A 25,563-nucleotide genomic window follows, 5' to 3' on the forward strand; every position below is an offset into this window, starting at 1 on the left:
GGTCTTTGGGATGCCAGATCAGCTCAAGAGCGGCTGTGCCTCCCGTAGGGTGGTATAGGCCAAAAGTGCTGCGCCAAGCGGCGGCACATGCAAAAAAAGCGTAAGGCCAAAGGTGACAATCGTCAGCCGCATTGGCAAAGAGGCCTCTGGCACTGCCAATCGCGCGTCCACTGCATCCTCGGGGATGGGATGTTTGGGCCGCGCGCTGCTCTGGCCTCTATGCTCTTGACGGCGGGGTTTGGATTGTCGCGGGGCCGGGGTTGGGCGGCGATGCTGCGTGGCCTCATTGGCGCAACCGGACAGCAGCTCGAATGTCATGTCGAGCAGCGCGCTGCTGATGGGGCGGTTCGCGGCACCGTGCAGGACCGCGTCAAACGGCAGATAGCCGCGCACCCGTTCGACAAGACGCCGGGTGAGCATCTCATAGGCTTCTGGATCAAGCGTGATGTTGCGCTTGGCGTTGCGCGGCCCCACGGCCAGCACCAGATAACTGGGCTGGTCAAAGCCTTGGGCTGGAAGCCAGCCAAGTGCTATGCGCACTGCGTCCCGATCAATCAGCGCGATATCTTCGCCATCCCATGTCAGGCGGCGCAACTGCGGCGCAAGACGCTGAGACGCGATGTCAAACTCCTCGACAATGTCGGGAAAGTCCATTTCTGGAGGATCGAAAAACTCCAGCGCGGCGATCTGACCGTAATTCTGTCTGCTCATTTCATGCCCCGTTCTTGAGAGGGTTCAGATGAAACCGGACATACTTGGCACGTTTACTGTAGGAGAGGGCGGACGATTGCGCGTCAGCCCCCGTCGATTTGCGCGGCCATCAGGGCAATCGCTTTTTGATAGACCCCGGCGGCGTTCCATTGCTGGATCACGGCGAAATTCGATTGGCCTTCCTGATAGCCCTGTCCGGGTTGCCAGCCTTTTTGGCGCAGGAAGTTCGCGGTTGACGCAAGCGCGTCGGTCAGATTGTAGAAATCCACCCGCCCGTCGCCATTGGCATCAACCCCGTAGTTTAGGGCATTGCCCGGCAAGAACTGGGTATGCCCCAACTCGCCGTGTTTTGCCCCTTTTGTCTGGGCGGTGATTGCGCCACGATCCACCAACTTCAGCGCGCCAACGGCATGGGGCCGAAAGAAATCAGAGCGGCGGCAATCATAGGTCAGTGTGACGATGGCCGAAACAACGGCACTATCCCCCATGAACCCACCAAAGCCGGTTTCCATGCCGTGAATAGCAAGGAGCACCCCGGCTGGGACGCCATATTGACGCTCTAACGCGTCGTAAAACGCGGCATCCTGTGCGCGCCGCTTGCGACCTTGGGCCACAATGGTGGGGGCCCCGCGAACCTGCATGAATTTCTCAAGACTGTACTTGAAGCTTCTTTGGTTGCGGTCCGCCGCAATGGTGCTGCTGGCATATTGCGCCCCGGCCAAGGCCTCGAGCCCTCTTGGGCCAACGCCCTCGGCGGCAGCCTCCTTGGCAAAGGCGGCCTTCCAATTTGAGAAGCCGTCCGCACTGTTGCCACAGGGCGCGGCGAGGGCGCTCGTGGCCAGCAGGCTGAAACCAAGAGCCATGGTGAGTGGCTGAAGGGGGCGCATCATGGTCGTGAACATTACAATCTCCCGTGAAATAGCTTTCGATTGGAGTGTAACGCGCCACGCGCGCGCCACAAGTGCGCCTCTGCGGGGAATTTTCCGGTCGAGGTCATCCCAATAGGTCCTGCATGGCCTGCAGAGCTTGGGCTGTCGCGCCATTGACCTGCAGGGTGAGGAACAAGCCGGTCATCGCCGCCGTCTGAGAGGCGAGACGCAAGTTCTCGCCGCGCATGAGGTTGACAATGGCGAGCGCGGCAGCAACCGGAAGAGCAAAGAGCCCCAGCGTGATCGTCAATATCCAGACGCTCAGGCGCAGGGGGGCTGTGCTCTCGCGGATGCTGTCAGTTTGTATTGTGGCGGCGGGCGTTGTTTCAAGACTATCGCGAAAAACCGCACGCAACGCGCCAGTTACATGATCCTCCGGAGCGGCGTCGCTCTCTGAGACATAGCGTGCATGCAGCGCTTGATGGGTAAGTTCGATGTCTGGCAAGCGACAACGCGCTGCGGCAGCTTTGGGGTGCGGCACGATTTCAGCTTGTGGTGCGGCTGGCTCATACTCATCCTGAAAAGTGACAGCCTCGAGAAACTCGGCATGACTGAGCAGGGCCAGCGGGTGAATCCATTGCACAAAGTCCGGGGCGAGTGTGCTGTGCAGCGCCCGCAGAACATGTGCCATGACCGACAGCGCCAATTGGGTTTGGGGCGGTGCCTCTGGATCGGTTTGCAAGAGGCTCAGCGCGAGAAAGTGCTCAGCGGGCTGAGACAAAGCGCTAAGCTTGTGGTCCTGCTGGATTTCAATCCGCAGAACAAAATGATCAGAATTCAGGTTTGCCTCGCAATCAGAAAGAATACGCAAGCCTGTTGTCTGCTCATCTAGCCAGTCAAGGACCATGCTGATCCGGTTGCCGATCCTGACGATGTCGAAGTTTCTCGTACCGAGAAATACTAGCCCTGCCGTTACCCTTTGAGTGGAATTGGCCATGGGAGGTTCCATTATCTGCGTTGTGAGTGATCTATCTATGACAACCGAAGGTGGAGCCGATTTGTTTCAAATGAGGATTAATTTGGGCAATTCGTCAAAAATGCTGAGATTGATGCCAAACACGCAACGGTGAAGGGCATAAAAAAAGGGCACCCCGAATGGGATGCCCAGAATTTACAATCACAAGCTGTGCAATCAGCAGCTGTAATACATGCCGAATTCGACAGGGTGCGGTGTGTGCTCGTATTTGTGGACTTCGTCCATCTTGAGCGCGATGTAGGCCTCGATCTGGTCTTTGGTGAACACGTCGCCTGCCAGCAGGAAATCGTGATCAGCGGCCAGACAATCCAATGCTTCGCGCAGAGAGCCACAGACGGTCGGGATGTCTTTCAGCTCTTCGGCGGGCAGGTCATAGAGGTTCTTGTCCATGGCTTCGCCGGGATCAATCTTGGATTTGATACCGTCGAGGCCAGCCATGAGCAGAGCGGAAAACGCCAGATAGGGGTTTGCGCTCGGATCCGGGAAACGGGCCTCTACGCGCTTGGCCTTGGGGCTTTCGGTCCACGGAATACGGACGCAACCCGAACGGTTGCGGGCCGAATAGGCGCGCAGAACGGGGGCCTCGAAACCGGGGATCAACCGCTTGTAGCTGTTGGTGCCGGGGTTGGTGAAGGCGTTCAGCGTCTTGGCATGCTTGAGAATGCCACCGATGAAATAAAGCGCCTCTTGGCTGAGGTCGGCATATTTGTCACCGGCAAAAAGCGGCTTGCCGTCTTTCCAGATCGACATGTTCACATGCATGCCCGACCCGTTGTCGCCATAGATCGGCTTGGGCATGAAGGTGGCGGATTTGCCATAGGCATGCGCCACGTTGTGAATGATGTATTTGTATTTCTGAATCTCGTCGGCCTGCTTGGTCAGCGTGCCGAAAATCAGACCCAGTTCGTGCTGGCAGCTTGCGACTTCATGGTGGTGTTTATCCACCTTCATGCCGATCCGCTTCATGGTCGAGAGCATTTCGGCGCGCAGGTCTTGGGCGTCGTCGATCGGGTTTACCGGGAAATACCCGCCCTTGAGGCCCGGACGATGGCCGGTGTTGCCCATCTCGTATTCGGTGTCACTGTTCCAAGACGCGTCAACAGCGTCTACCTGATACGAGACTTTGTTGATGGTGTTCGAGAAGCGCACATCGTCAAAGATGAAGAATTCAGCTTCGGGGCCAAAATAGGCCACATCGCCGATACCGGACGACTTGAGATATGCCTCGGCTTTTTCTGCCGTGCCGCGCGGATCGCGATCGTAGGATTCGCCGGTGTCGGGTTCAACAACCGAGCAATGGATGCAAAGTGTCTTTTCCGCGTAGAACGGATCGACATATGCACTCTCGGTGTCGGGCATCAGCTTCATGTCGGAAGCCTCGATCGACTTCCAGCCAGAGATCGACGATCCGTCGAACATAAAGCCTTCTTCGAGGAAATCCTCATCGACCAGGTCCGCGACCACGGTCACATGCTGAAGTTTACCGCGCACGTCGGTGAACCGGATATCGACGTAGTCAACATCCTCATCCTTGATCAGCTTGAGAACTGCGTCTTTGCTCATTCTCTTGTCCTTTTCTTGTTAGGGTAGATTTCAGAGCGCGTCCGAACCGGACTCACCGGTGCGGATGCGAATGGCTTGCTCGACGGGGCTGACGAAAATTTTGCCGTCGCCAATTTTGTCGGTTTTGGCCGCGTCGATGATCGCTGCAATGGCCGCGTCCACCTGATCGTCATCGAGCACGACGTCGATTTTCACCTTGGGAAGAAAATCGACCACGTATTCGGCACCACGATACAGCTCGGTATGGCCCTTTTGACGACCAAAACCCTTGACCTCGATCACCGAGAGGCCCTGAATGCCAGCTTCCTGAAGCGCCTCTTTCACCTCGTCGAGTTTGAAGGGTTTGATAATCGCTTCGATCTTTTTCATCGGCTCGGCCTCTCGCGGTTACGTTCGGAACGTGCAGACCACTTCTCAGCAGGAGGCTCAATCGGTTAAGCTGGATTTTGCAGCGCCCCGGACGGGTTCAAAGAAGTAATTGCCTAACTTTTAGGCAAAATGCCGAAAAAAGCATCGAAAATAAAACGCAGAGGGGCCCGGTATGCTAGAAATTCTGACAGCCACTGAAATGCGCGCACGGGAACAGGTGGCCATCGAGTCGGGCGGAGTAACGGGGCTTGATCTAATGGAGCGCGCGGGACGTGCCGTGGTCGACGCGGTGTTCGCTGAATGGCCGGAACTTGCGCAAACGCCACAATCTGCGGCGGTTCTGTGCGGGCCGGGCAACAATGGCGGCGACGGTTTTGTCATCGCGCGGCTTTTGAAGGCGTGGGGCTGGGAGGTGGGTGTCTACCTTTATGGTGATCCGTCGCGGCTGCCACCGGATGCGCGGATAAACCATAATCGGTGGTGCGACATGGGATTTGTGCATGATCTTGCGCAGGCCTCTGTCGAGGGGCTCAAGGTCGCGTTGATGGTCGATGCGCTGTTCGGCACCGGTCTGCGACGACCGCTAGAGGGCGTGGCGCAGCAAGGCTTGAACCAAGTGGCGGCACGTGTTGTGGCCGTGGATCTGCCCTCTGGGCTTTGCAGCGACAGTGGGCGGGTGTTGGGCACGGTTTCAAACGCGGTCCAGGCGGCGCTTACGGTTACGTTTCACGCGCCCAAGCTGGGTCATGTGCTGGCGGATGGGCCTGCGGTCTGTGGTCGGGTCATGGTGGCGGACATTGGTCTTGCGGCGCAGGCCGAGGACGCGGTTAGGCTGGTCGCGCCCCCGGATGCGCAAAGCCTTACCAAGGCGGAAACAGCACATAAATTTGGCCATGGTCATGCGCTGATCCTGACGGGTGGTGCGGGCACGACCGGCGCGGCGCGGTTGGCTGCGCGCGCCGCGCTTCGGATTGGGGCAGGGGTGGTGACCCTTGGCGTGCCGCCCTCGGCACAGATGGAAGTGGCTGCCCAAATCACCGCGCTGATGTTGCGCCGGATTGAAGATGGCCAAACCTTGCACGCCGCGCTGACGGACAAGCGCATTACTGCGCTCTGCTCGGGGCCGGGAATGGGCACAGCGCGGGCGCGCGACTTGGTGCCGGTGGTGCTGCGCCATGAAAGCGCCCCGCGCGTGGTTCTAGATGCCGATGCGCTGACCGCTTTTGCCGATGCCCCTGAGACTCTCTTTGGCTTGCTGCACGAGGGCTGTGTTTTGACGCCGCATGGTGGCGAATTCGCACGGCTCTTTCCCGATATTGCCGCGCGTTTGGCCGAGCCTGCCACACAAGGCCCTGCCTATTCCAAGGTTGAGGCCACCCGAGAGGCCGCCAAGCGGGCTGGCTGTGTCGTCCTTTTGAAAGGGGCCGATACCGTGATTGCTGCGCCAGACGGCGCCTGCGCCATTCATGCGGCGGCCTATGGGCGTGCAGCGCCATGGCTGGCCACGGCCGGCGCGGGCGATGTGCTGGCGGGGTTTATCGCCGGGTTGCTGGCCCGTGGGTTTCCCCCGATGCAGGCCGCCGAAACAGCGGCGTGGCTACATGGCGAATGTGCGCGCTGCTTTGGCCCCGGCCTGATTGCCGAGGACCTACCCGAGGTCCTGCCCAAAGTGCTGCGCGCGTTGCCGGATCAGGCCGCGCGGGCGTCAAGCCGCATGTCGGCGTTGCTGGCCAATTCCAACCCGTCGACATAAAGGATGTGAGGGGCTGCGAAATCGAGGCTGAAGAGCGTCATTTCCTGCGCCGCCTCAAGCGTCACAAACTCGCCATCCACCAGCCGTGTCGCGGATACGAGCGCCTGAGTGTCGCCAAAAAGCGCCTTGGCGCGCCAGTCGCGCACAAGCAAAAGCTGGCCAGCAGGCAGGGTCACATCCCGTTCGGGCCGCGTATGCCCGAGCGTGCCCGCCATGATCCGCACCGCCGCCGTGCGCAGCCTGTGCCGAGCGATGCCACGCAAGACCGCCGTGCCGCTATCGCGGGTGATCACACGATCCCCGACATTCAAATCGGCAACGCGCCGCTCGCCATCGAGGGTGAGAATGATGCTGTCGGCCAACAGGCCGCATGTGTCCACAGGTGGAAAGACGGCCAATCCGCCATCTGACCGCCCGACCGTTTTCGGTTTCATGGCGTGTCTCGCTTGTTTTCTGCCTCAGATTACATCCAGAATATGGCAAGATTGGGTTTATGTCCTGCTTTTTTTCGTCATGATCCTGTCAAGCGAAGCTTAATTTTCCTCTCGCATCCGGCGAGACGCTTTGCTAGACACCGCGCCAGCGGCCTGAAAGGGCGCGCGACGGATGCGGGTGTGGCGAAATTGGTAGACGCACCAGATTTAGGTTCTGGCGCCGCAAGGCGTGGGGGTTCAAGTCCCTCCACCCGCACCAACAGACCGGCGAAATCAGGCCGGATTCCCCTTGCACGTTGGCGGGGGCCTCAATAGAACACGCGTGATTTTGACCGCCGCGGACGCCTCCGCGGCCCGATGCATATGAGAGGACGAAAATGCAGGTCACCGAGACCCTGAACGAAGGGCTGAAGCGCGGCTACAAGATGATCTTGTCAGCCAAGGATCTGGACGAGAAGGTAAACGCCAAGCTCAAGGAGGCCCAGCCGGATATCGAGATCAAGGGGTTCCGCAAGGGCAAGGTGCCGCTGCCGCTCTTGAAAAAGCAGTTTGGCCAGCGCGTGCTGGGCGAAGCTATGCAAGAAAGCGTCGATGACGCGATGAAGGCGCATTTCGAAGCCAAGGGCGAGCGCCCGGCGTTCGAACCTGATGTCAAAATGGCCAATCAAGACTGGAAAGAGGGCGACGATGTTGAAATCGTCCTGAGCTACGAGGCTCTGCCCGCGATTCCCGATGTCGACCTCAAGTCACTGAAGCTGGAGCGTCTGGTCGCCAAAGCCGATGATGCCGCCGTTGATGAGGCGCTCAAGAACCTTGCGGAGAATGCGCAGGATTTCAAGGATCGCAAAAAAGGCTCCAAATCCAAAGACGGCGATCAGGTCGTGATCGACTTTGTTGGCAAGGTCGATGGCGAAGCCTTTGACGGCGGCAGCGCCGAAGATTATCCGCTGGTCATTGGCTCGGGCAGCTTTATCCCCGGCTTTGAAGAGCAGCTGGTGGGCGTCAAGGTTGAAGAGGTCAAGGCTGTGACCGTGACCTTCCCCGAGGCCTATCAGGCCGCGCATTTGGCGGGTAAAGAGGCCGTGTTCGATTGCACTGTCAAAGCAGTGAAAGAGCCTGTCGCCGCTGAGATCAACGACGAGTTGGCGCAAAAATACGGTGCCGAAGACTTGGCCGCGCTCAAAACTCAGATCTCCGAGCGTCTTGAGATGGAATATGCTGGGGCGGCACGTGCGATCCTCAAGCGTCATGTTCTGGATCAATTGGACGAGAAGGTCAGCTTTGACTTGCCGCCAAGCATGGTGGACGCCGAAGCCAAGCAGATCGCGCATCAGCTTTGGCATGAGGAAAACCCTGACGTGCAGGGCCATGATCACCCCGAGATCGACGTGACCGAAGAGCATACCAAGCTTGCAGAGCGGCGTGTCCGCCTTGGTCTCTTGCTCGCAGAGTTGGGGCAGAAGGCTGAAGTGCAGGTCTCGGATGCGGAAATGACGCAAGCGGTTATGAACCAGGCGCGCCAATATCCGGGCCACGAGCGGGAGTTCTTTGAATTCGTGCAGAAGAACCCGCAAATGCGCCAGCAGCTGCGCGCGCCCATCTTCGAAGACAAGGTCATCGACTATGTGGTCGAACTGGCTGAGGTGACGGATAAAGAGCTGTCCAAGGAAGAGCTTGAGAAAGCCATCGAAGCGATGAACGACGAGTAATCGCCAGACACGTTCTGGAAAAAAATGAAGGGCCGCCCCGGGGAGAAGTGGGGCGGCCCTCTTCGTTCTAGCGCAAGTGACGTAGACGACAGTGCCGGTCGTCAGTCAGGATCGCGCGCCCCTGGGGGTCAGGCACGTTGATCCATGCGCGAACGAATCTTGTCCTCAAGAGCGGCCTTGAGCCGCAGAGCGGCAATCCGCTCTTTTTCCGAGGTTGCCGAGGCAATTTGCTCATCGCAATATTGCTCGAGTGGTGTTTTCGGTGTGACGTGGCCTGCAATCGCTGGCAGTGCGAGCGCCGCGTCATCGCTGATAAAAACGTCTCCCTCAACTCCGCCAAAGGCGCGGATGCGGTCGATTCGCTCGTCCGTGCAATCCAGCAATGCCGCGAGGGCGGGAACCTTGCCCATATCGGCAGTCTTGCCGACATAGTCATAGGGCGCGTTGCCTGAGCGTTTCAGGACCCGGTCCATCACCGGATCAATCACGGTCACAATGTCCGAAACACCCGCACGTTTTGCCGCTTCGAGTGAGGCGATCATCAGTTCGCAGGTCGCGTAAGAGACCGAGTTGCGATCACGTCCGCGTCCGAGGCGACGTGTGTCGACGCAGAAGCGAGTGGATTCCCAAAGGGTTGCGCTGCGCAATGGCGGCTCGCCATCGAGGATATCGGCAAAGACATCGGCCAGCATGTGCGGACCAGTGGTCTGAAGCGCGCGCACGCAAGACACGACATTTCCTTCATCGTCGAGACCCACGGCGTAGGCCGGGTTCAGGTCATCGAACAGATCGCGCTCGCGACCATCCTTCACTTCAACCTGCCAACCGAGTCGATCCCCAAAGACTCGTGCGCGCAGTTTGAACATCTCATCCAGCACATGGCTGAACCTGTCCTTATTGATGGCATCAATTACCAAAATCATCGTTGCGTCTCCCCAAAAGTGGCGTGTCCCGTGTGAGTGGTGTATTCGGCAATGTTGAGGTTAGTAAATTCCACGAAGTATACCATTGGGGAAATCCCGTAGCGGTGCGCACGAACACGCACCAAAGTGTGAAAAAATGTTTGGAAATGAAGGTAATGCTACGCCTTTGATGAAAGGCGGGACCGCGTTCAACGCGGATAGATCAAACCGAGGTTGATCGCACGCCCAATTGCCTGCGGAGTTGTCAGCGCATTGAGCTTTTGACGCGCAGACCGCAGGTGCACTTCGACTGTGCGGTGCGAGATCGACAGGATATCGCCGATGTCCTGTTGGGATTTGCCCGCTGCTGTCCATTGCAGGATTTCAATCTCGCGGGTCGAGAGAGAAGGGGTGTTCAGCATCCGGGTTAGGGGATCGGACTGAATCACCATGTCATGCATATGCACAGCCGCTGCCTGAAGGTTACCGATGATCCCCGAGATCAACAGTTGCCATTCGCGTTCAGAACAATCGCGATTGATGCTGAGGCCGCCGACATCACCATAGGGGCCATGAATAGGAATCGTTAGCCCTCTATCCGATATCCCGAAATCACGAGCCGCCTGAAAAATGGTTTGAAACTCGGCCCCCCGTTCCAGCCTGTTCCAGTCAACCGGCGCGATACTGTGGCGCGCCTTGAGCAGGGTGGGGTCAATCTCGTAGTACTTGTGCTGGAGATAGTGAGAGGTCCAATCCGCGCCATAGGTCATATGCCCATGTGATTGCCCGCTGATCGGATTCATTCCGGCATAGGCCACATGATCAAGCTCGAACCTGTTGCGCAGATCGTCAAGAAACTGCCTGAAGGGGTCGACCTGGATCATTTACGGTGCCCTCTTCGTCAGGTTGGGCGGACTGTTCGGTAGGGGAATGGAGATGAACAACATGCCCGTTCTACACTTGGGGCAAGTACTCTCATGGCTTTTCCCAAGGGACATTTTTTCAACACACAGGTGCTGCCTGTGGGGGGGCACCGCCCTATTCAGTCTGTGTGGATGTTCCATGTCGGGCGGACCCAAGAGTTGTGGTGACAGGGGAACTGGTTGGCCCCGAAACATTCGTCAGCAAAGACCATGACGATGGGGTTACAGCGCGAGAACCAAAAAAACACCAAACACTACGATCAAACAAAAGTGAACTCATCGTGAAGCGTAGCATTACATGGCTCATCTTGTCGACTACCACGTCACATAGCTGTGCCGCGCAGGGGGCTGCGCGGCACTTTATTCAGAACAATTGCCGAATTCAGGCGTTATTGTCGCGACGATCTGAATAATCGTCGTCGTCGCCGGCGGCACCACCGATGTCGTCAAACAGTTCGGCAATCTCAAAATCTGCGGCCTGATCGGCCTCGGCGGCGGCATCTTGGATGCTCTTGCCAGAGGCTTGCAGGGCTGCTTCTTCGACCGAACGCGCAACGTTCAACTGGATCGTGGCAACCACCTCGGGGTGCAGCGTGACGAGAACGTCATGCAGGCCAAGGTCTTTGATCGGGCGGGTCAGGGCAACCTGCTTGCGCTCGACGGTAAAGCCATTCTCGGTGGCGGCATCAGCCGCATCGCGGGTGCTGACCGAACCGTAGAGTGCGCCGCTGTCAGAGGCCTGACGGATGACAATGAACTGCTGACCGTTCAGCTTGTCGGCCATCGCCTCGGCTTCTTTGCGGGTCTCGAGGTTCTGAGCCTCAAGTTGCGCCTTGCGGTTTGCGAAATCGGAAATGTTCTTTTCCGAAGCCGACAGCGCCTTGCCCTGCGGCAGCAGGTAGTTGCGGGCAAAGCCGGGCTTGACGTCGACGACATCGCCCATCTGGCCAAGCTTGGCAACGCGTTCAAGAAGGATCACTTGCATCTGAGGTCTCCTTATTTCACGGCATAGGGCAGAAGGGCGAGGAAACGGGCACGCTTGATGGCGCGCGCGAGTTCACGCTGCTTCTTGGCCGAAACGGCAGTGATGCGCGAGGGCACGATTTTGCCACGCTCGGAAATGTAGCGTTGCAGCAGGCGCGTGTCTTTGTAGTCGATCTTGGGCGCGCTATCGCCCGAGAACGGACAGACCTTGCGGCGACGGAAAAACGGTTTTGTAGCCATGGTTTATGCTCCTTGTCTCAGGGGATGGATCAGCGACGTTCGCGGCGTTCGCCACGGTCGGGACGGTCCCCACGGTCGGGGCGGTCGCCACGATCAGGGCGGTCGCCGCGGTCGGGACGGTCGCCCCGCTCGTCACGCTTCTGCATCTGAACAGAGGGGCCCTCTTCATGCGCATCGACCTTGACGGTCAGCACGCGCATGACGTCGTCATGCAGACGCATCAGGCGTTCCATCTCTTGCACAGCGCTCGAGGGCGCATCGCTCTTGAGAAAGGCATAGTGGCCTTTGCGGTTCTTGTTGATCTTGTAGGCCATCGTTTTGACGCCCCAATACTCGTGCTCGACGAGTGTGCCACCATTTTCGGTCAGCACGGCACCAAAATGCTCGATCAGGCCTTCGGCTTGCGCGCTGGACAGGTCCTGACGCGCGATCATCACATGCTCATAAAGCGGCATGTTCACTCCATTTCTATCAAGGCGCATTTCATAGGACGGGCTTTGGCTCTTTCGCGCCCCATCCACGAGAGACTGCGCGGTTCATAACGATTGCGAAAGATTGGGCGCGTATACATCGCCCCGCAGGGCGGCGCAAGGCGCATTGATCCGGCCCGCAGAATGCCGCTGACCTGCCGCAATACGGACGAATTTGGTGGGCACGGTTGTGTTGTTCGAGGTGAAAAGGAGTATGACCATGGTTGCCCTTCCGGATTTTGAGCGCGAGTTCACGCACGCACCATTCGATTACCACGAGACCGCTGGCCATGCTCAGGCAGAGGCCCCGGCACTCGATCTTGGTCGAGCCACGCAGACCTTGTGCGGCAGTGCGCTGATCTTTTCGGCCTTCGGTCTCTGGCTGGTTTCTGCGGGGGCGCAGGACTCTGCCATGATGATGATCAAGCTTCTTTTCTTTGTAACTCTGCTCTTCGCGGGCCTGATGTGTCTGAGCCGCGCGCGTGCGGTGCAGGCAGGGCCTGAAATTCAGGTTGATGTGATGAACCGCCGCCTCCATGTGATCGCCCCGGTTGCGGGCGGTCGGGCCGCGCGGGTTGCGGTCCATGATCTTGACAGCCTTTCGGAACTGTCGATGCGGGACCGCGTGCTGACAGCGCGCGATGCCGCCGGTCGCCAGATCGTTGCGATGAAGATCGAGGATCGTGCAACGGCCAAGGCCCTGCGTCGTGCTTTGGGCTTTCCAGCCTGAACCAAGCGGGGACCTGATGTTGGCAGGTGTTCGCCAATCCACAGAGGTTGTTTGAAACTACGGGATTGTGATTTGGTCCCAGAGCGCCAAATGTGAACAGGTAAGTCACATTTCACCCTCTGGAGGTTTCCGATGAAGAATATCCTGCTCGCCACAGCGCTTGCTTTGACCGCGACTGGCGCGGTTGCTGCCCCTGAAAAATATGAGCTAGACCCGAGCCACAGCCAGGTTGTGTTCTCTTACAACCACTTGGGCTTTTCCACGACCTACGGCATGTTCTCTGGCTTTGCGGGTGAGATCATGTTCGACGCCGAAGACCCGGCCGCCTCGTCGGTCAATGTGTCGATGCCGGTCATGTCGATGTTCACCGGCTGGGAAAAGCGCGACGAGCATTTCATGTCCGAGGATTTCTTTGGCGCGACCGAGGGCGATATGGTCACCTTCACCTCGACCGGGATCGAGGTTACGGGCGATACCACTGCCCTCATCACAGGCGATCTGACCATGAACGGCGTGACCAAGTCGGTCGTGCTGGATGCGCGCCTCAATCAAAAGGCCGATGCACATCCGATGAATAGCAAGCCTTGGGTCGGGTTTGACGCCACCACAACGCTGCTGCGTTCGGACTTCGGCGTGGATAAATTCACGCCCTTCGTCAGCGACGAGGTTGCGGTGCAGATTTCCGTCGAAGCCGGCAAAGCCGAGTAAGGCGCAAGCAGAGTCCCGTCGGGCCGTCCGTGGAGTAGGGGCGGCCCTTTTTTATTTCGGGTCAGGTGCCGTAGGCGCGGCTGCGGCCCATCACATCCTCTGCCGCCAGTACCAGCGCATCGGCGATCAGATCAAGATCGGGGCGGGTCAGGCGCGCGGGCAGGCGGGTGTCGCAGGCGCGCATCAACATCGCGCGGGTTTTTGGCAGCACCGGGGCCGCACCCGGCAGAAACTGCCAGTTCCAAAAGGCGCGGGCATTATCGGCACTCAGGCCAAACACCTGCACCTTGATGCCGCGGTCCGCCGCCGCTTGGGCAAAGGCGCGGGTGTCGTCTTCGGTCATCCCCACCAGATTGAATTGGATGGAGTCTGGCGCGCGCTCTTCAAGGGGTAATTTTTCGGGCACCTGCATCCAAGGCGAGGTATTGATCCGCGCCGCGACATAGTCATGGTTGGCCCGCCCATCGCGCACCCGCCGCGCCACTTCGGCCAGTTGAGGGCGGATGATTGCCGCAGACAGGTTGTTGAGCCGCAGATTGTAGAGCGGCAATTGGTTCTGAGCGCGGGCAAACGCCGCCTCAAGGGCTGCATCCGGTGTTGTCAGATGCTTGGCCCAGTTGTGCTCATAGGCACCCGACATGATGACGGCACGGGCGATCAGATCGGCATCGTCGCTGACCATGATCCCGCCTTCGCCAGCATTGACCAGCTTGTAGGATTGAAAGCTGAAACAGCCGATTTGCCCGATGGTGCCGATGTTGTGCCCGCCCCATGTGGTGCCAAGCGAATGTGCCGCGTCCTCGATCACTGGAATGTTCCGCGCTGCGCAGAGCGCCATGATCGCATCCATATCCGAGGTATGGCCGCGCATATGGCTGATGATCACCGCCTGCACCGTGTCTAGACGTGCCGTGAAATCGGCGATGTCGATGCGATAATTCTCGCCCACTTCACAGAGCACGGGCACACAATCGGCATGCAACACCGAAGACGGGACGGCGGCAAAGGTAAAGCCGGGGATCAATACCCGCGCATCGCGCGGCAGGCCAAGCGCCTTGAGTGAGAGAAACAGCGCGGCCGAGCAAGAGGACACGGCCAGCGCGTATTTCGAGCCCAGAAGTGCAGCAAACTCCCGCTCCAGCAGCGTCACGGGGGCATTTTCCGGAGCGGTATACCGGAAGAGATCGCCCGATTGCAGCATCCGGTCGATTTCCGCGCGGGCGGCTTCCGGGATGGGTTCTGCGTCATAGACATTAGGGGCAAGGGCCATGTTTTCGGATTTCCTGAAGCTAGGTTTCGGGTTTCCGGAACATATAGGCGTTAATTGTGACAGTTTGTCAAAGAAAACCCCACTGGCGATGGGGCAAAGGGCAATATCACGCTGATGATTGGATCAGAGACCGAGGCGGTCGCGCAGCGAAAACCATGTCATCGCCAGCACCAAAAGTGGGCTGCGCAGGGCGGTGCCCCCCGGAAACGCCGGGGCCGGGACGCGCGCCATGCAGTCAAACCCGGATGCCTCGCCGCGTACGGCCTCGGCCATCAGGCGGCCCGCATGGGTGGCTGTGCCCACGCCATGCCCAGAATAGCCCGAAGCGGTCAGAATATTAGGCGCAAGCCGTGCCAGATAGGGCATCCGCCGCATCGTGATGGCCAGCGTGCCGCCCCATGCATACTCAAGCGCAACATCTTGCAGATGCGGAAAAATCTCGAGCATCGGTTTGCGCACGGTGGCACGGATATCCTTGGGAAAGCGATAGCCATAACTCTCGCCGCCACCGAACAGCAGGCGCTTGTCATGGCTGAGGCGAAAGTAATTGACCACGAACTTTGTATCCGCCACCGCCACGTCGCGCGCCAGCACGCGGGCTGCTGCGTCCCCCAAAGGTTCTGTTGCCACGATGAAATTGTTGATCGGCATGACCCGCGCGGCGACCTTGCGCTCGAGCCCGCCAAGATAGCCGTTGCAGGCCAAAATAAGGTGATCCGCCTCGATTGATCCCGCATCGGTGGCAACGCGCAGCTTGGCACCGCGGGTGATCTGATGCACGGCAGAGCCTTCGTGGATACGCACGCCTGCCGTAAGAGCGGCGCGTGCAAGGCCGAGCGCAAGGCCAAGCGGGTGCAAATGTGCGGCCCCCATATCCAGAGTGCCGCCGTGATAGGCCGGCGAGGGACAGAGTGCTGCAAAGCCTGCTGCATCCAGCTTTTCGATCTGCTCATATCCGTATCGCGCGGCCAGATGATCGGCATAGTCGTGTTCCGCCGCCATTTCGCGCGCCGAGAAACAGGCATGTGCCACACCGGGTTTTAGATGACAGTCTATTCCATGTCGCGCGACGAGGGATTTTACCAGATCCTTGGCCTCTTCGGCCAACTGCCAGAGGTGCAGGGCATCCTCTGCGCCCACCAGACGTTCCAGCGCGGTTTGTTCCATCCGCTGACCGCTGCCCAATTGCCCGCCATTGCGCCCCGATGCGCCAAAGCCCACGCGCTGCGCCTCGAGCAGGACGACATCAAATCCCGCCTCTGCAAGGTGTAGCGCCGCCGAAAGGCCAGTATAGCCCGCGCCCACCACGCAGACATCGGCCCGCTCTGTGCCGCGCAACGGCGCGAACTCTGGCAGGGGTGTGGCCGTGGCCGCATACCAGCTTGGCGGATAGCAGCCGCGCCGGTCGTTGGAATAGAGCAGGTTCATGGCTTCTTCTTGGTGCAAATACTCATTAGCACGCCCCTGCCGCGCGGCTCAGACGTTGAGAAGGAGATGCTCACGCTCCCATGGGCTGATGACCTGGAGGAATTCCTCGTATTCGGTGCGTTTCACGATGGCGTAGACACGGGCAAATTCCGGCCCGAGGATCTCGTGCAGCGCCTTGGCCTCTTCGAACATATCAAGCGCGTCGCCCATGACGTTGGGGATATCCGGCTCACCGGAATAGGCGTCGCCTTTGAACTGTTTGTCGGGCCAATCCTCGTTGAGGATACCCAAGAGACCGCAGGCAAGGCTGGCCGCGATGCCCAGATAGGGGTTGCAATCCATGCCTGCCATGCGGTTTTCCACCCGCCGCGCCTCGGGGCCCGAGAGCGGCACGCGAATGCCCGTGGTGCGGTTGTCGCGGCCCCATGCAAGGTTGATCGGCGCGGCGTGATCCTTGACGTAGCGACGGTAGGAATTGACGTAGGGCGCCAGCACCGCGATGGCCGAGGGCAGGTGTTTCTGCAAGCCGCCGATAAAGTGGAAAAACGCGTCGGTTTCACCGCCCTGTGGCCCGGCAAAAATGTTGCGGCCTGTTTCCATGTCGAGGATCGAGTGGTGGATATGCATGGCACTGCCCGGCTCGTCGGCGATGGGTTTGGCCATGAAGGTGGCAAAACAGTCATGGCGCAGGGCGGCTTCGCGGATCAACCGTTTGAAATAAAACACTTCATCCGCCAGCTTGATCGGATCGCCATGGCGCAGGTTGATTTCCAGCTGCCCGGCCCCGCCTTCTTGGGTGATGCCGTCGATCTCGAACCCTTGTGCTTCGGCGAAATCATAGATGTCGTCGATCACGGGGCCGAATTCATCGACCGCTGTCATGGAATAGGCCTGACGGGCGGCGGCGGGGCGACCGGAGCGGCCCATCATCGGCTTGATCTCATGCGCCGGGTCGAGATTGCGGGCCACGAGGAAGAATTCCATTTCCGGGGCGACCACGGGGTTCATGCCATGGGCGTGATACATATCGACCACCCGGCGCAGCACGTTGCGCGGGGAAAAGGGGATGGGCGCGCCTTCGCGGTCAAAGGCGTCGTGGATCACCTGCAGCGTCCAGTCGGCCGTCCAGGGGGCGGCGGTGGCGGTGGACATGTCAGGGCGCAGGATCATGTCGCGCTCGATAAAGCCGCCTTCGCCGGCTGCTTCGCCCCAATCGCCTGTAATGGTTTGGAAAAAGATGGAATCCGGCAGGTGAAAGTATTTCTGCCTGGCGAATTTTGTGGCGGGCACCGCCTTGCCGCGTGCGATGCCGGGCAGATCCGAGATGATGCATTCCACCTCGTCTAGGCGGCGGTTCTCCAGATAGGTCTGGGCTGTTTTGGGCAGGGAATTTGTAAGTTCACTTAGATCGGCCATGGCTGGCACCTCGTTTGAAAAACTCCGCCATGCGGGCGGCTATCGTTGCATTTGCGGTGGGATGGTCAAGTTTTGACTTGGCCGCTGCAATCAGGTCTGGGGGCACCACGCCGGGTGCGCGGTGGTGAATAAGGCGGTCGATCATGGTGGCGGTAAACTCGGGATGCGGCTGGATCGTGTAAATCCGATCGCCGTATAGCAGGGCCGCATTCTCGCAAAATGCGCTTGAGCCAACCACTTCGGCCCCTTTGGGCAGTTCTGTAACTTGATCTTGATGCCAAGCGTTGAGGGGCAGGCGCTGGCCTTCGATGTCATAGTCGGTGACGCCCACCTGCCAGCCGCCGCCGAATTTCTCGACCTTGCCGCCCATGGCCTGCGCGATGATCTGATGGCCAAAGCAGACACCCACCAAGGGACGCCCGCTCGCGTGGATGTCGCGGATCAGCTGTTCCAGCGGCGCGATCCAAGGATGGTCCTCATAGGCCCCATGTTTGGAGCCGGTGATGAGCCAGCCGTCTGCGGCGTCCGGTCCGGTAGGGAATTCTTCATCCACCACGTTGTAATGATCGAACTCAAAGCCGTGCCCATCAAGCAGCTGGGCGAACATCACCTCGTAGTCACCCAACTCGTCTTGGACGATGTCGGGGGCGTGGCCGGTTTTCAGGATGCCGATTTTCATGGCGGTCTCTTGATTTGATCAAATTAAGGCGGGGTTGCCCCTTCAGGCTACACCGTTTCGAGATAGGTCTTCCAGTGGTCTTCTTTGGGAATCGGCGACATATAGGCCAATTCCTGACGCTTGGTCATCACGAGGTTGCGGATCAGATCGGGGTGAAAGATGCGCGCCATCATGGCATCCTGTTCAAACCAGTCAATTGCCGTGGCCCAATCTGCGGCCAGTTGCGGCATCTCGACCTCGTAGGCATTGCCGCTGATGGGCGGGGGCGGGGTAAGCCCCTCTTCGATCCCGGTGATCGCGGCGCCTAGAATAGCAGCAAAGCTGAGATATGGATTGATATCGCCGCCCGCAACGCGGTGCTCGATGCGGCGCGCAGCGGGCGGGCCGCCGGGAATGCGGACCGCTGTGGTGCGGTTCTCATAGCCCCAGCCCGCACCGGTTGGCGCATGCGCGCCGGGCACCAGTCTTGCATAACTGTTGGCATGTGGCGCAAAAATCAGCGTGGATGGCGGCATTGCTGCAAGACACCCGGCGACGGCGGCGCGCAGGACGTCGGTGCCAGCCGCTGTGCCATCGTTGAAAACATTATTGCCGGCCTTGTCCATCACCGAGAAATGCATATGCATCCCGTTGCCGGTGTCATCCTCGAAGGGTTTGGCCATAAAGGTGGCGACATAGCCGTGCTGGCGGGCCAAGCCCTTGATAAGTGTCTTGAAAAGCCAAGTATCATCAGCGGCGCGCAGGGCGTTTTGGTGATGCAGGGTCAATTCGAACTGGCCAATCCCCGCCTCGCTGACGGCGGTCTCGACCGGAAGGCCCATTTCCAGACCGGCGTCGTACAAGGCGCTGAGAAATCCGTCGAAGGCATCCATCTGGCCGAGCGAAAGAATGCCCGGAGACTTCATGCGGCGGCCATTGCGGGGGTCGCGTATGTTCTTGAGAGTATTGCCTTTTCCGTCCACCAAGGTGAACTCTAGCTCGGTCGCGGCGGCGACATGCCAGCCGTAAGCGGCGTAGCGATCCAGCACGGCGACCAGTGCGTGGCGGGGATCGCCGGCAAAGGGGGTGCCGTCTTCGTGGTGCATGACCATGGGCACAAGGCCTTGTGGCACTTCGAGCCAGGGCAGGGGCACCGGGCCACGGTCGGTGGGCAGGAGCACGCCGTCGATGTCGCCCGTATCAAAAACGAGGGGCGAGTTTTCAATGTCTGCCCCAAAGATATCAAGATTTAGCGATGAGAGCGGCATACGCACGCTACCTGTGCTGAGTTTGTCGGCATGGGCGGCGGGAAGGCGTTTGCCGCGCATCCGGCCATTGAGGTCACAGGCAGCCACGCGGAAGGTCTGGAACTGTGTAAGATCCATTGGAAGAAAGTCCTGATGATGATTTTGTAACAGCCTAGCCCGGCAATGGGGAGCTTGCCAAGATAATTTGATCAAAAAATTTGAAGGGTGACGAATGGTAAGGTTTGTAAGGTTGGTACGGGGGTTTTGTAAGGTGGTTGGGGGTGAGAGGTCCTCGGGTCAAGCCCGAGGATGACGGGGATCAGGGCAGGCTTTGGTGCCAGCGGTTTTCGAGCTTTTCGATGGCGGCGATCCGTTCGGCGGTCTTGGGGTGGCTGAGCAACCATGCGGGCATGGCACCGCCCGCACCGTTTGTTAACGCTTCGAGTTTTTCGAACAGAGATTTTTGCGGGGCGGTGCCGATGCCCGCCTTGGTCAGGAGGGCGGCGGCATAGGCATCGGCCTCATACTCGTCGCCGCGCGAGAGGCGGGCAGCGAGCAGCGTGGTCAGACCATTGGCGATCCAGACGCCCAGACCGGGGATGAAACGCGACAGGATCATGGCAAGGGCGGTGCGCAGGGCGTTCTGCCCGGAAAAGTCGATCATCCGGCGGCGCGAATGCCCCAAGGCGACATGGCCCAGCTCATGCGCGATGACCGAGGCCATTTCTTCGGCTGAAACCTCGCCGGTCTGAAACTTGCGATAGAAACCACGGGTGATGAAAATCCGCCCGTCAGGGGCTGCCAGACCATTTACCGGGTCAATCTCGTAGATATGCACCCGCACGCGGGGCAGGTCGAGCGCACGGGCGAGGCGGTCTGTCATCGCCTTGAGCTTGGGGTCGGCCAATTCGGTCGATTGCGCATCCAATTCCCGCGAGGTGCGCCAGACCGAGAAGCGGTACATGGCGAGCGCGTAAAGGATGGCGAGAAGGATCGGGGTGAATTTCAACATGAGGGGAATATGGGGTGGGGGGAGGTGGCTGGCAAGAAGGGTTTAACGGGATTGGGGTTCGCTGAGGTTTGCATCAAGAGATGAGCCGCGCGGCCCGGCGATCCGCGCGGCGGCGCGACGCGCCTTGTTCCGCGCGGGGTTTCCGAGCAAGGCGCAGGCGAAACCCCGTCCCTTTCCCGGTGGACGCCGCGCGCGCCCTCGCATAAGTCTGGGCGCGACTGCCCAAGACCGGAGCGCGTGCCATGATCCCACAGGTCTATCTGATCCTCTTCCTTGCCATTCTCGCTGAAACAGCGGGCACCACGGCATTGCAGGCAAGCCAGCAATTCACCCGGTTCTGGCCGTCGGTTCTGGTGGTGGTGGCCTATGCGATCAGCTTTTACCTTCTTGCGCAAACGCTTAAGGTGATGCCCGTGGGGGTGGTCTATGCGGTCTGGTCGGGGCTGGGGATCGTGTTTATTGCCTGTATTGGCTATGTGGTCTTTGGTCAAAAGCTGGATCTGCCCGCGATCATCGGGACCGGCATGATCCTTGCGGGGATCGTGGTCATTCAGTTATTCTCGCGCACAACGACACATTGAGTGTCCAGACTGGGCGGCAAAGGGGCTGGTCAGAACCGCCCCTTGCGGGTAAGGCACCGCCGCAAGAGAAGATGAGGCCGCCCATGACTGAGACCATCACCGAGCGTTGCGAAGCCAAAGGGCTGCGCATGACGGAGCAGCGCCGCACGATTGCGTCCGTGCTGGAAGGGTCGGATGATCATCCGGATGTCGAGGAGCTCTATGCCCGCGCCTCGGGGCGTGACCCTCGGATCTCGATTGCGACGGTCTATCGGACCGTCAAGCTGTTTGAAGAGGCGGGCATTCTCGACAAGCTGGAATTCGGCGATGGGCGCGCGCGCTATGAGGATGCCGAGCGCGACCATCACGATCATCTGATTGATATGAATTCGGGTGAGGTGATCGAATTTGTCGATCCTGAGATTGAGGCGTTGCAAGACAAGATCGCTGAAAAGCTGGGGTATCGCCTGATCGGGCATCGGCTCGAACTCTACGGCGTGCCGATCAAATCCGGTGAGTGACGCGGGCACCGTCAACGCGCGGGTGATGCGGCTGGCGATTGGCAGCCTCATCGTGGGGTTGATCGTGCTGGCGCTCAAGGCGCTGGCTTGGGCGCTTACCGGGTCACTGGCGCTGATGTCGGATGCGCTGGAGAGTCTTGTCAATCTGGCCACGGCCCTTGCGGTGATTGTCGCGCTGAGGGTGGCGCGGCGGCCTGCGGATGACAATCACCCGTTCGGGCATCACAAGGCAGAGTTTTTCTCGGCGGTGCTGGAGGGGGTTTTGATCGTCATTGCGGCGCTCTTTATCCTGCGGGAGGCCTATGACGGGTTTCAGGCCCCGCGCGCGATGGATGCGCCCCTGCTGGGCATGGCGATCAATATGGCGGCGGGGGCGATCAACGCAATCTGGGCGCTGGCGCTCATCCGCAACGGGCGGCGCTATCGCTCGCCGGCGTTGGTGGCGGATGGCAAGCATCTGATGACGGATGTGGTATCTTCTGTGGGCGTGCTCTTTGGGGTGGGGCTGGCGCTGGCGACGGGGTGGCTCTGGCTTGATCCGGCGATGGCGGTGTTGGTGGCGGTCAATATCCTGTGGTCGGGCAGTATGGTGATCAAGGCGTCGCTGAGCGGGTTGATGGATGAGGCGGTCTCCGAGGCGGAACTGGCCACCATTCGGCGGGTGATCGAAACGGCGGCCAGCGACGATGCCGCCTTGCAGGCGCATGATCTGCGCACGCGCCATGCCGGGCCGGTTACGTTCATCGAATTCCATCTGGTGATGCCGGGGGCAACCACGGTTGAGGCGGCGCATGATCTTTGCGACCGCATCGAGGCGGCGCTGATGGCGGCACTGCCGGGGGCGCGGGTGACGATCCATGTCGAGCCCGAGCATAAGGCCAAGCATAGCGGTCATGTTGTGCTGTCATAGCTCTGCCGCTTTTTTGGGCAGGTGATCCGGGCTATCACGGGCGTTCCACCGATTTGCAACCCGGCCAAGAAAGTCTGAGATGGAAAACCTGCGCGGCAGTATTCTGATGGTTCTCTCGATGGGCGGTTTCGCGCTGGAGGATATGTTCATCAAGCGGCTGGCGGATACTCTGCCGGTGGGTCAGATCATCATTCTGTTGGGCCTGGGCGGGGCGCTGATTTTTGGCGCGATGACGCGGGCGCAGGGGGGGCGGCTTTGGTCGCGGGATCTGGTGTCTCGGTCGGTGATCCTGCGCAACTGCGGCGAGTTGGTGGGCACGCTGGGATTTGTCATGGCGATTGCGCTGACGCCGCTGTCGTCGGCCTCGGCGATTTTGCAGGCCACGCCGCTTGCGGTCACTTTGGGGGCTGCGCTCTTTTTGGGGGAAGCGGTGGGCTGGCGGCGGTGGGCGGCGATCCTTGTGGGGTTTTGCGGCGTGCTGATGGTGATCCGGCCCGGCATGGCGGGGTTTGAGCCAGCGTCGCTTTTTGCGGTTTTGGCGGTCTTTGGGTTGGCGGCGCGCGATCTGGCGACGCGCCGCGTGCCAAGATCGATCTCCTCCATGCAGCTGTCGACCTATGCCTTTGCCACGTTGGTGCCGACGGGGGTAATTTTGCTGGCGTTTCACGGCACGCCTGCGATGCCCACGGCGGTGAACTGGCGCGATCTGGCGCTGGCGCTTTTGTGCGGGGTGTCGGCCTATTATGCCATCGTGGCGGCGATGCGGCTCGGTGATGTGGCGGTGATCACGCCGTTTCGCTATTCGCGGCTGGTGTTTGCGCTGATCATCGGGGTCACGCTCTTTGACGAGCGGCCCGATGTCTGGACGCTGGCGGGGGCGGGGATCATCATCGCCTCGGGCATCTATACCTTTTGGCGCGAGCGGCGATTGGCGCGGCGGATGGCCTTGGCGTGAGGTTCAGCTTGCGGCGGCGGTCAGGTCGTCGATCACCTTGACCCAGAGGTCGGTGGGTTGGCAGCCGGGCACGGCATGTTGACCGCCGACGATGAAGGTGGGCACGCCGGTGATGCCCATCTGGCGAAATTGCGCATCGCGGGTGCGGATGTCTTCGCGGTCGGCTTCGGTGGCCAAAAGGCGCTGGATCATCGCGCCGTCAAGGCTGAGGCTGTCGGCGAGATCGGCCAGAACCTCGGGGTCGCCGATGTCGCGGCCTTCGTTGAAATAGGCCTGAAAGAGGGCCATGGCCATGCGGTCCTGACAGCCTTCGATGCCGGCCCAATGCAGCAGGCGATGGGCGTCAAGCGTGTTGGGCGTGCGTTTGATGGCGGCGAAATCAATCGTGAGCCCCGCCGCCTCGGCGCGTTCCAGCACGGGGGCATAGGCGCGGATGGCCCCGTCTTTGCCGCCAAACTTGGTCTCTAGATAGTCGCGGCGGTCCATGCCTTCGGCGGGCATGTCGGGGTTGAGCTGGAACGGGTGCCATTCAATCTCGAACGGGTGATCGGGGCGCTGAGCCAGGGCCTGATCGAGCAGGGTCTTGCCGATATAGCACCAGGGGCAGATCGGATCGGAGATGATATCAAGCTTGACCATGGAGGCCCTCATAGATCGGCCGCAGGGCGCGGCGCAGGATTTTGCCATTGGCCCCGGTGGGCAGGGCCGCGACGTGGTGATAGGCGCGCGGGGCCTTGTATCCCGCGAGCCGCGTCCGCGCGAAGGCGTCGAGCGTGGCGGGGTCGAGGGTTTGGGGACCAGTATAGAAGGCCATGATGACGCGCGCATCCTCTTTCACCGCAATATCGGTCACGGCGACGGCGGTGATGCCGGGATGGGCGCTGAGTGCGGACTCGACCTCCATCGGGGAGACGCGGTAGCCACCGGCGTTCATCATATCGTCGGCGCGGCCCAGATAGGTGATGTGACCCGCAGCATCCATCATCCCCTGATCGCCCGTGAGGAACCAATCGCCGGTGAATTTCTCGGCCGTGGCCTCGGGTGCGCCGAGATAGCCCAGCATCAGGCCGGGGTCTGAGCGGTGGATCGCGATGGTGCCTTCGGTGCCAAGGGGCACGGGCGTGCCGTTGGCAAGGATTGCGACCCGGCGGCCTGTCTGGGGGCGGCCAAGCGTGCCGGGGGCGGCGGGATGATCGGGGCTGCCGGAAATGAAGGTTGAGCATTCGGACATGCCGTAGGCCTCGTAGATTGGCGTGCCGGTGGCGTTTTGCCAATGCTGGCGGATGGTGTCCGAGAGTTTTTCGCCGGCCGCCAGCCCGTGCCGCAGATGCGGCAGAGAGAGGGAAGCACCGGGCTGAAAGAGTTTGCGATAGACGCCGGGGGCGGCAGCGAAGATCGTGGCGTCATGGCGTTTGAGGAGGAGCGGCAATTGTTCGGGCGTGATACCGGGCGCGGGGATGAGGGCGGTCGCGCCCATGGTCCATGGGTCCATCAGGCCGGTGCCAAGGGTAAAGGTCCAGTTGAAGGCACCCGCATGGCAGAGCCGGTCATCTGCGCGCAGCCCGTACCAGCCGTCAGACATCATCTGCCGCGCCCAGATGGCGCGATGGGCATGGACCACGGCCCGCGGAATGCCGGAGGTGCCGGAGGTATAGATGATATAGGCGGGGCGGTCGGGATCGCCCATGTGCCAATCGGCGGGGGGCAGATCGCGCATCGCCTCAAGGGTGGGTTCATCGAGCGTGGGGATATCGGTTTCAGGACAGGCCACGCCTGCGGCGTGCAGGATCAGCGCCGGTTGGGTGGTTTCGATCATGCCCGCCACCTCGGGCGCGGTCAGTTGGCTGGAGGTGGGAATGGGGATGAGGCCAACGGCGATGGCCCCGAGATAGGCAATCGGAAATTCCACCGTATTGCCCAGCCGCATCAAAACCCGGTCGCCGGGGGTGAGACCCGCGCGCAAAAGGCCGGTGCCGGTGCCGCGCACAGCGGCCAAAAGGCGGCCATAGCTCCAGCGGTCGGCCTTGGCGAGGCTGAGGACCGCCAGCGCGATCTTGTCCGGCTGCGCCTCGGCCCGGCCCAGAACATGCGCGGCGAGGTTGAAGGGCGTGGGACAGGGGGCGCTTGGCCCTTGATCGAATATCGCGGTCATTGCGTTGGCTTAGGAGGCTCTGGCGGCGGTTGC

27 protein-coding genes and 1 tRNA gene are annotated in these 25,563 nt (G+C 60.3%); 9 read left to right on the top strand and 19 right to left on the bottom strand.

All coding sequences use genetic code 11. From position 1 onward, the window contains the following. Positions 1-18: 18 nt before the first annotated feature. The 5 genes from GC127_RS16640 to GC127_RS16660 all read right to left on the bottom strand — a co-directional run bounded on the left by GC127_RS16640 (position 19) and on the right by GC127_RS16660 (position 4,548). Positions 19-711, bottom strand: coding sequence for a hypothetical protein (locus GC127_RS16640; protein ID WP_081506411.1), 693 nt, complete (start codon positions 709-711; stop codon positions 19-21). 83 nt (positions 712-794) lie between these two features. Further along, the gene (locus GC127_RS16645; RefSeq protein ID WP_151979824.1) at positions 795-1,598 is read right to left on the bottom strand and encodes a lytic transglycosylase domain-containing protein; all 804 of its coding nucleotides are present in this window, start codon (positions 1,596-1,598) and stop codon (positions 795-797) included. 106 nt (positions 1,599-1,704) lie between these two features. Then, entirely contained in the window at positions 1,705-2,577 is an 873-nt protein-coding gene (locus tag GC127_RS16650; protein WP_254700150.1) for a hypothetical protein, read from the bottom strand. A gap of 195 nt (positions 2,578-2,772) precedes the next feature. Next, positions 2,773-4,179 carry a type I glutamate--ammonia ligase gene (gene glnA, locus GC127_RS16655; RefSeq protein ID WP_008282304.1) on the bottom strand — a complete coding sequence of 469 codons (1,407 nt, stop codon included), beginning with the start codon at positions 4,177-4,179 and terminating at the stop codon, positions 2,773-2,775. A 30-nt stretch (positions 4,180-4,209) separates the two neighbouring features. After that, positions 4,210-4,548, bottom strand: a complete 339-nt coding sequence (locus tag GC127_RS16660) for a P-II family nitrogen regulator (protein ID WP_008282302.1) — start codon at positions 4,546-4,548, stop codon at positions 4,210-4,212. Between the two features lie 172 nt (positions 4,549-4,720). On the opposite strand from GC127_RS16660, the gene GC127_RS16665 reads away from it, so the two are divergent. Further along, entirely contained in the window at positions 4,721-6,301 is a 1,581-nt protein-coding gene (locus tag GC127_RS16665) for an NAD(P)H-hydrate dehydratase (protein WP_151979062.1), read from the top strand. Here the strand turns inward: GC127_RS16665 and GC127_RS16670 are convergent. Beyond that, entirely contained in the window at positions 6,238-6,735 is a 498-nt protein-coding gene (locus tag GC127_RS16670; protein WP_037298476.1) for a Hint domain-containing protein, read from the bottom strand. The two genes, GC127_RS16665 and GC127_RS16670, sit on opposite strands and share 64 nt — an antisense overlap. Positions 6,736-6,909: 174 nt before the next feature. Here GC127_RS16670 and GC127_RS16675 point away from each other — a divergent pair. Beyond that, positions 6,910-6,994: transfer RNA gene (locus GC127_RS16675), tRNA-Leu, on the top strand. A gap of 118 nt (positions 6,995-7,112) precedes the next feature. Beyond that, entirely contained in the window at positions 7,113-8,444 is a 1,332-nt protein-coding gene (tig, locus tag GC127_RS16680) for a trigger factor (RefSeq protein WP_081506406.1), read from the top strand. Positions 8,445-8,572: 128 nt separating this feature from the next. Here tig and GC127_RS16685 read toward each other — a convergent pair whose 3' ends face one another. From GC127_RS16685 to rpsF, 5 genes are all read right to left on the bottom strand, one after another. Continuing rightward, entirely contained in the window at positions 8,573-9,367 is a 795-nt protein-coding gene (locus tag GC127_RS16685; RefSeq protein ID WP_081506405.1) for an acyl-homoserine-lactone synthase, read from the bottom strand. 188 nt (positions 9,368-9,555) lie between these two features. Beyond that, entirely contained in the window at positions 9,556-10,230 is a 675-nt protein-coding gene (locus GC127_RS16690; protein ID WP_008282295.1) for a LuxR family transcriptional regulator, read from the bottom strand. A gap of 421 nt (positions 10,231-10,651) precedes the next feature. Beyond that, on the bottom strand, positions 10,652-11,254 hold the full coding sequence (gene rplI / locus GC127_RS16695; RefSeq protein ID WP_151979063.1) for a 50S ribosomal protein L9: 603 nt from the start codon (positions 11,252-11,254) through the stop codon (positions 10,652-10,654). A gap of 11 nt (positions 11,255-11,265) precedes the next feature. After that, the gene (gene rpsR, locus GC127_RS16700) at positions 11,266-11,493 is read right to left on the bottom strand and encodes a 30S ribosomal protein S18 (protein WP_008282293.1); all 228 of its coding nucleotides are present in this window, start codon (positions 11,491-11,493) and stop codon (positions 11,266-11,268) included. A 29-nt stretch (positions 11,494-11,522) separates the two neighbouring features. After that, positions 11,523-11,948 (bottom strand): 30S ribosomal protein S6, encoded by a 426-nt coding sequence (gene rpsF / locus GC127_RS16705; RefSeq protein WP_008282292.1) that lies wholly within the window; start codon positions 11,946-11,948, stop codon positions 11,523-11,525. Between the two features lie 235 nt (positions 11,949-12,183). On the opposite strand from rpsF, the gene GC127_RS16710 reads away from it, so the two are divergent. Both GC127_RS16710 and GC127_RS16715 read left to right on the top strand, forming a co-directional pair. Next, a complete protein-coding gene (locus tag GC127_RS16710) occupies positions 12,184-12,693 on the top strand; it encodes a hypothetical protein (protein ID WP_237183528.1) in 510 nt (169 codons plus the stop codon). A 132-nt stretch (positions 12,694-12,825) separates the two neighbouring features. Further along, a complete protein-coding gene (locus GC127_RS16715) occupies positions 12,826-13,401 on the top strand; it encodes a YceI family protein (protein ID WP_008282290.1) in 576 nt (191 codons plus the stop codon). A 61-nt stretch (positions 13,402-13,462) separates the two neighbouring features. Here GC127_RS16715 and GC127_RS16720 read toward each other — a convergent pair whose 3' ends face one another. The 6 genes from GC127_RS16720 to GC127_RS16745 form a co-directional block, all read right to left on the bottom strand. Then, positions 13,463-14,671, bottom strand: a complete 1,209-nt coding sequence (locus GC127_RS16720; protein ID WP_151979064.1) for a DegT/DnrJ/EryC1/StrS aminotransferase family protein — start codon at positions 14,669-14,671, stop codon at positions 13,463-13,465. Positions 14,672-14,794: 123 nt separating this feature from the next. After that, entirely contained in the window at positions 14,795-16,099 is a 1,305-nt protein-coding gene (locus tag GC127_RS16725) for an FAD-binding oxidoreductase (protein ID WP_151979065.1), read from the bottom strand. A gap of 48 nt (positions 16,100-16,147) precedes the next feature. After that, positions 16,148-17,515, bottom strand: a complete 1,368-nt coding sequence (locus GC127_RS16730; protein ID WP_008282287.1) for a glutamine synthetase family protein — start codon at positions 17,513-17,515, stop codon at positions 16,148-16,150. Continuing rightward, on the bottom strand, positions 17,499-18,194 hold the full coding sequence (locus GC127_RS16735) for a type 1 glutamine amidotransferase (protein WP_008282286.1): 696 nt from the start codon (positions 18,192-18,194) through the stop codon (positions 17,499-17,501). The genes GC127_RS16730 and GC127_RS16735 overlap by 17 nt, the downstream gene beginning before the upstream one ends. A gap of 47 nt (positions 18,195-18,241) precedes the next feature. Then, positions 18,242-19,558 carry a glutamine synthetase family protein gene (locus GC127_RS16740; RefSeq protein WP_081506400.1) on the bottom strand — a complete coding sequence of 439 codons (1,317 nt, stop codon included), beginning with the start codon at positions 19,556-19,558 and terminating at the stop codon, positions 18,242-18,244. Between the two features lie 181 nt (positions 19,559-19,739). Further along, positions 19,740-20,432, bottom strand: a complete 693-nt coding sequence (locus GC127_RS16745) for a M48 family metallopeptidase (RefSeq protein ID WP_008282284.1) — start codon at positions 20,430-20,432, stop codon at positions 19,740-19,742. Positions 20,433-20,677: 245 nt separating this feature from the next. On the opposite strand from GC127_RS16745, the gene GC127_RS16750 reads away from it, so the two are divergent. From GC127_RS16750 to GC127_RS16765, 4 genes are all read left to right on the top strand, one after another. After that, a complete protein-coding gene (locus GC127_RS16750) occupies positions 20,678-21,013 on the top strand; it encodes a multidrug efflux SMR transporter (RefSeq protein ID WP_037298571.1) in 336 nt (111 codons plus the stop codon). An 83-nt stretch (positions 21,014-21,096) separates the two neighbouring features. Beyond that, positions 21,097-21,513, top strand: a complete 417-nt coding sequence (locus GC127_RS16755; RefSeq protein ID WP_008282282.1) for a Fur family transcriptional regulator — start codon at positions 21,097-21,099, stop codon at positions 21,511-21,513. Then, entirely contained in the window at positions 21,506-22,423 is a 918-nt protein-coding gene (locus GC127_RS16760) for a cation diffusion facilitator family transporter (protein WP_199861274.1), read from the top strand. Before GC127_RS16755 ends, GC127_RS16760 begins: the two co-directional genes overlap by 8 nt. Before the next feature lie 79 nt (positions 22,424-22,502). After that, the gene (locus tag GC127_RS16765) at positions 22,503-23,378 is read left to right on the top strand and encodes a DMT family transporter (RefSeq protein ID WP_008282280.1); all 876 of its coding nucleotides are present in this window, start codon (positions 22,503-22,505) and stop codon (positions 23,376-23,378) included. A 3-nt stretch (positions 23,379-23,381) separates the two neighbouring features. Here the strand turns inward: GC127_RS16765 and GC127_RS16770 are convergent, their stop codons facing one another. After that, the gene (locus GC127_RS16770; protein ID WP_008282279.1) at positions 23,382-24,017 is read right to left on the bottom strand and encodes a DsbA family protein; all 636 of its coding nucleotides are present in this window, start codon (positions 24,015-24,017) and stop codon (positions 23,382-23,384) included. Continuing rightward, positions 24,004-25,530, bottom strand: a complete 1,527-nt coding sequence (locus tag GC127_RS16775; RefSeq protein WP_151979066.1) for a class I adenylate-forming enzyme family protein — start codon at positions 25,528-25,530, stop codon at positions 24,004-24,006. Before GC127_RS16775 ends, GC127_RS16770 begins: the two co-directional genes overlap by 14 nt. Positions 25,531-25,563: the final 33 nt, after the last annotated feature.

This window comes from Roseovarius sp. EC-HK134, from assembly GCF_902498815.1.
GTDB classification, from domain to species: domain Bacteria; phylum Pseudomonadota; class Alphaproteobacteria; order Rhodobacterales; family Rhodobacteraceae; genus Roseovarius; species Roseovarius mucosus_A.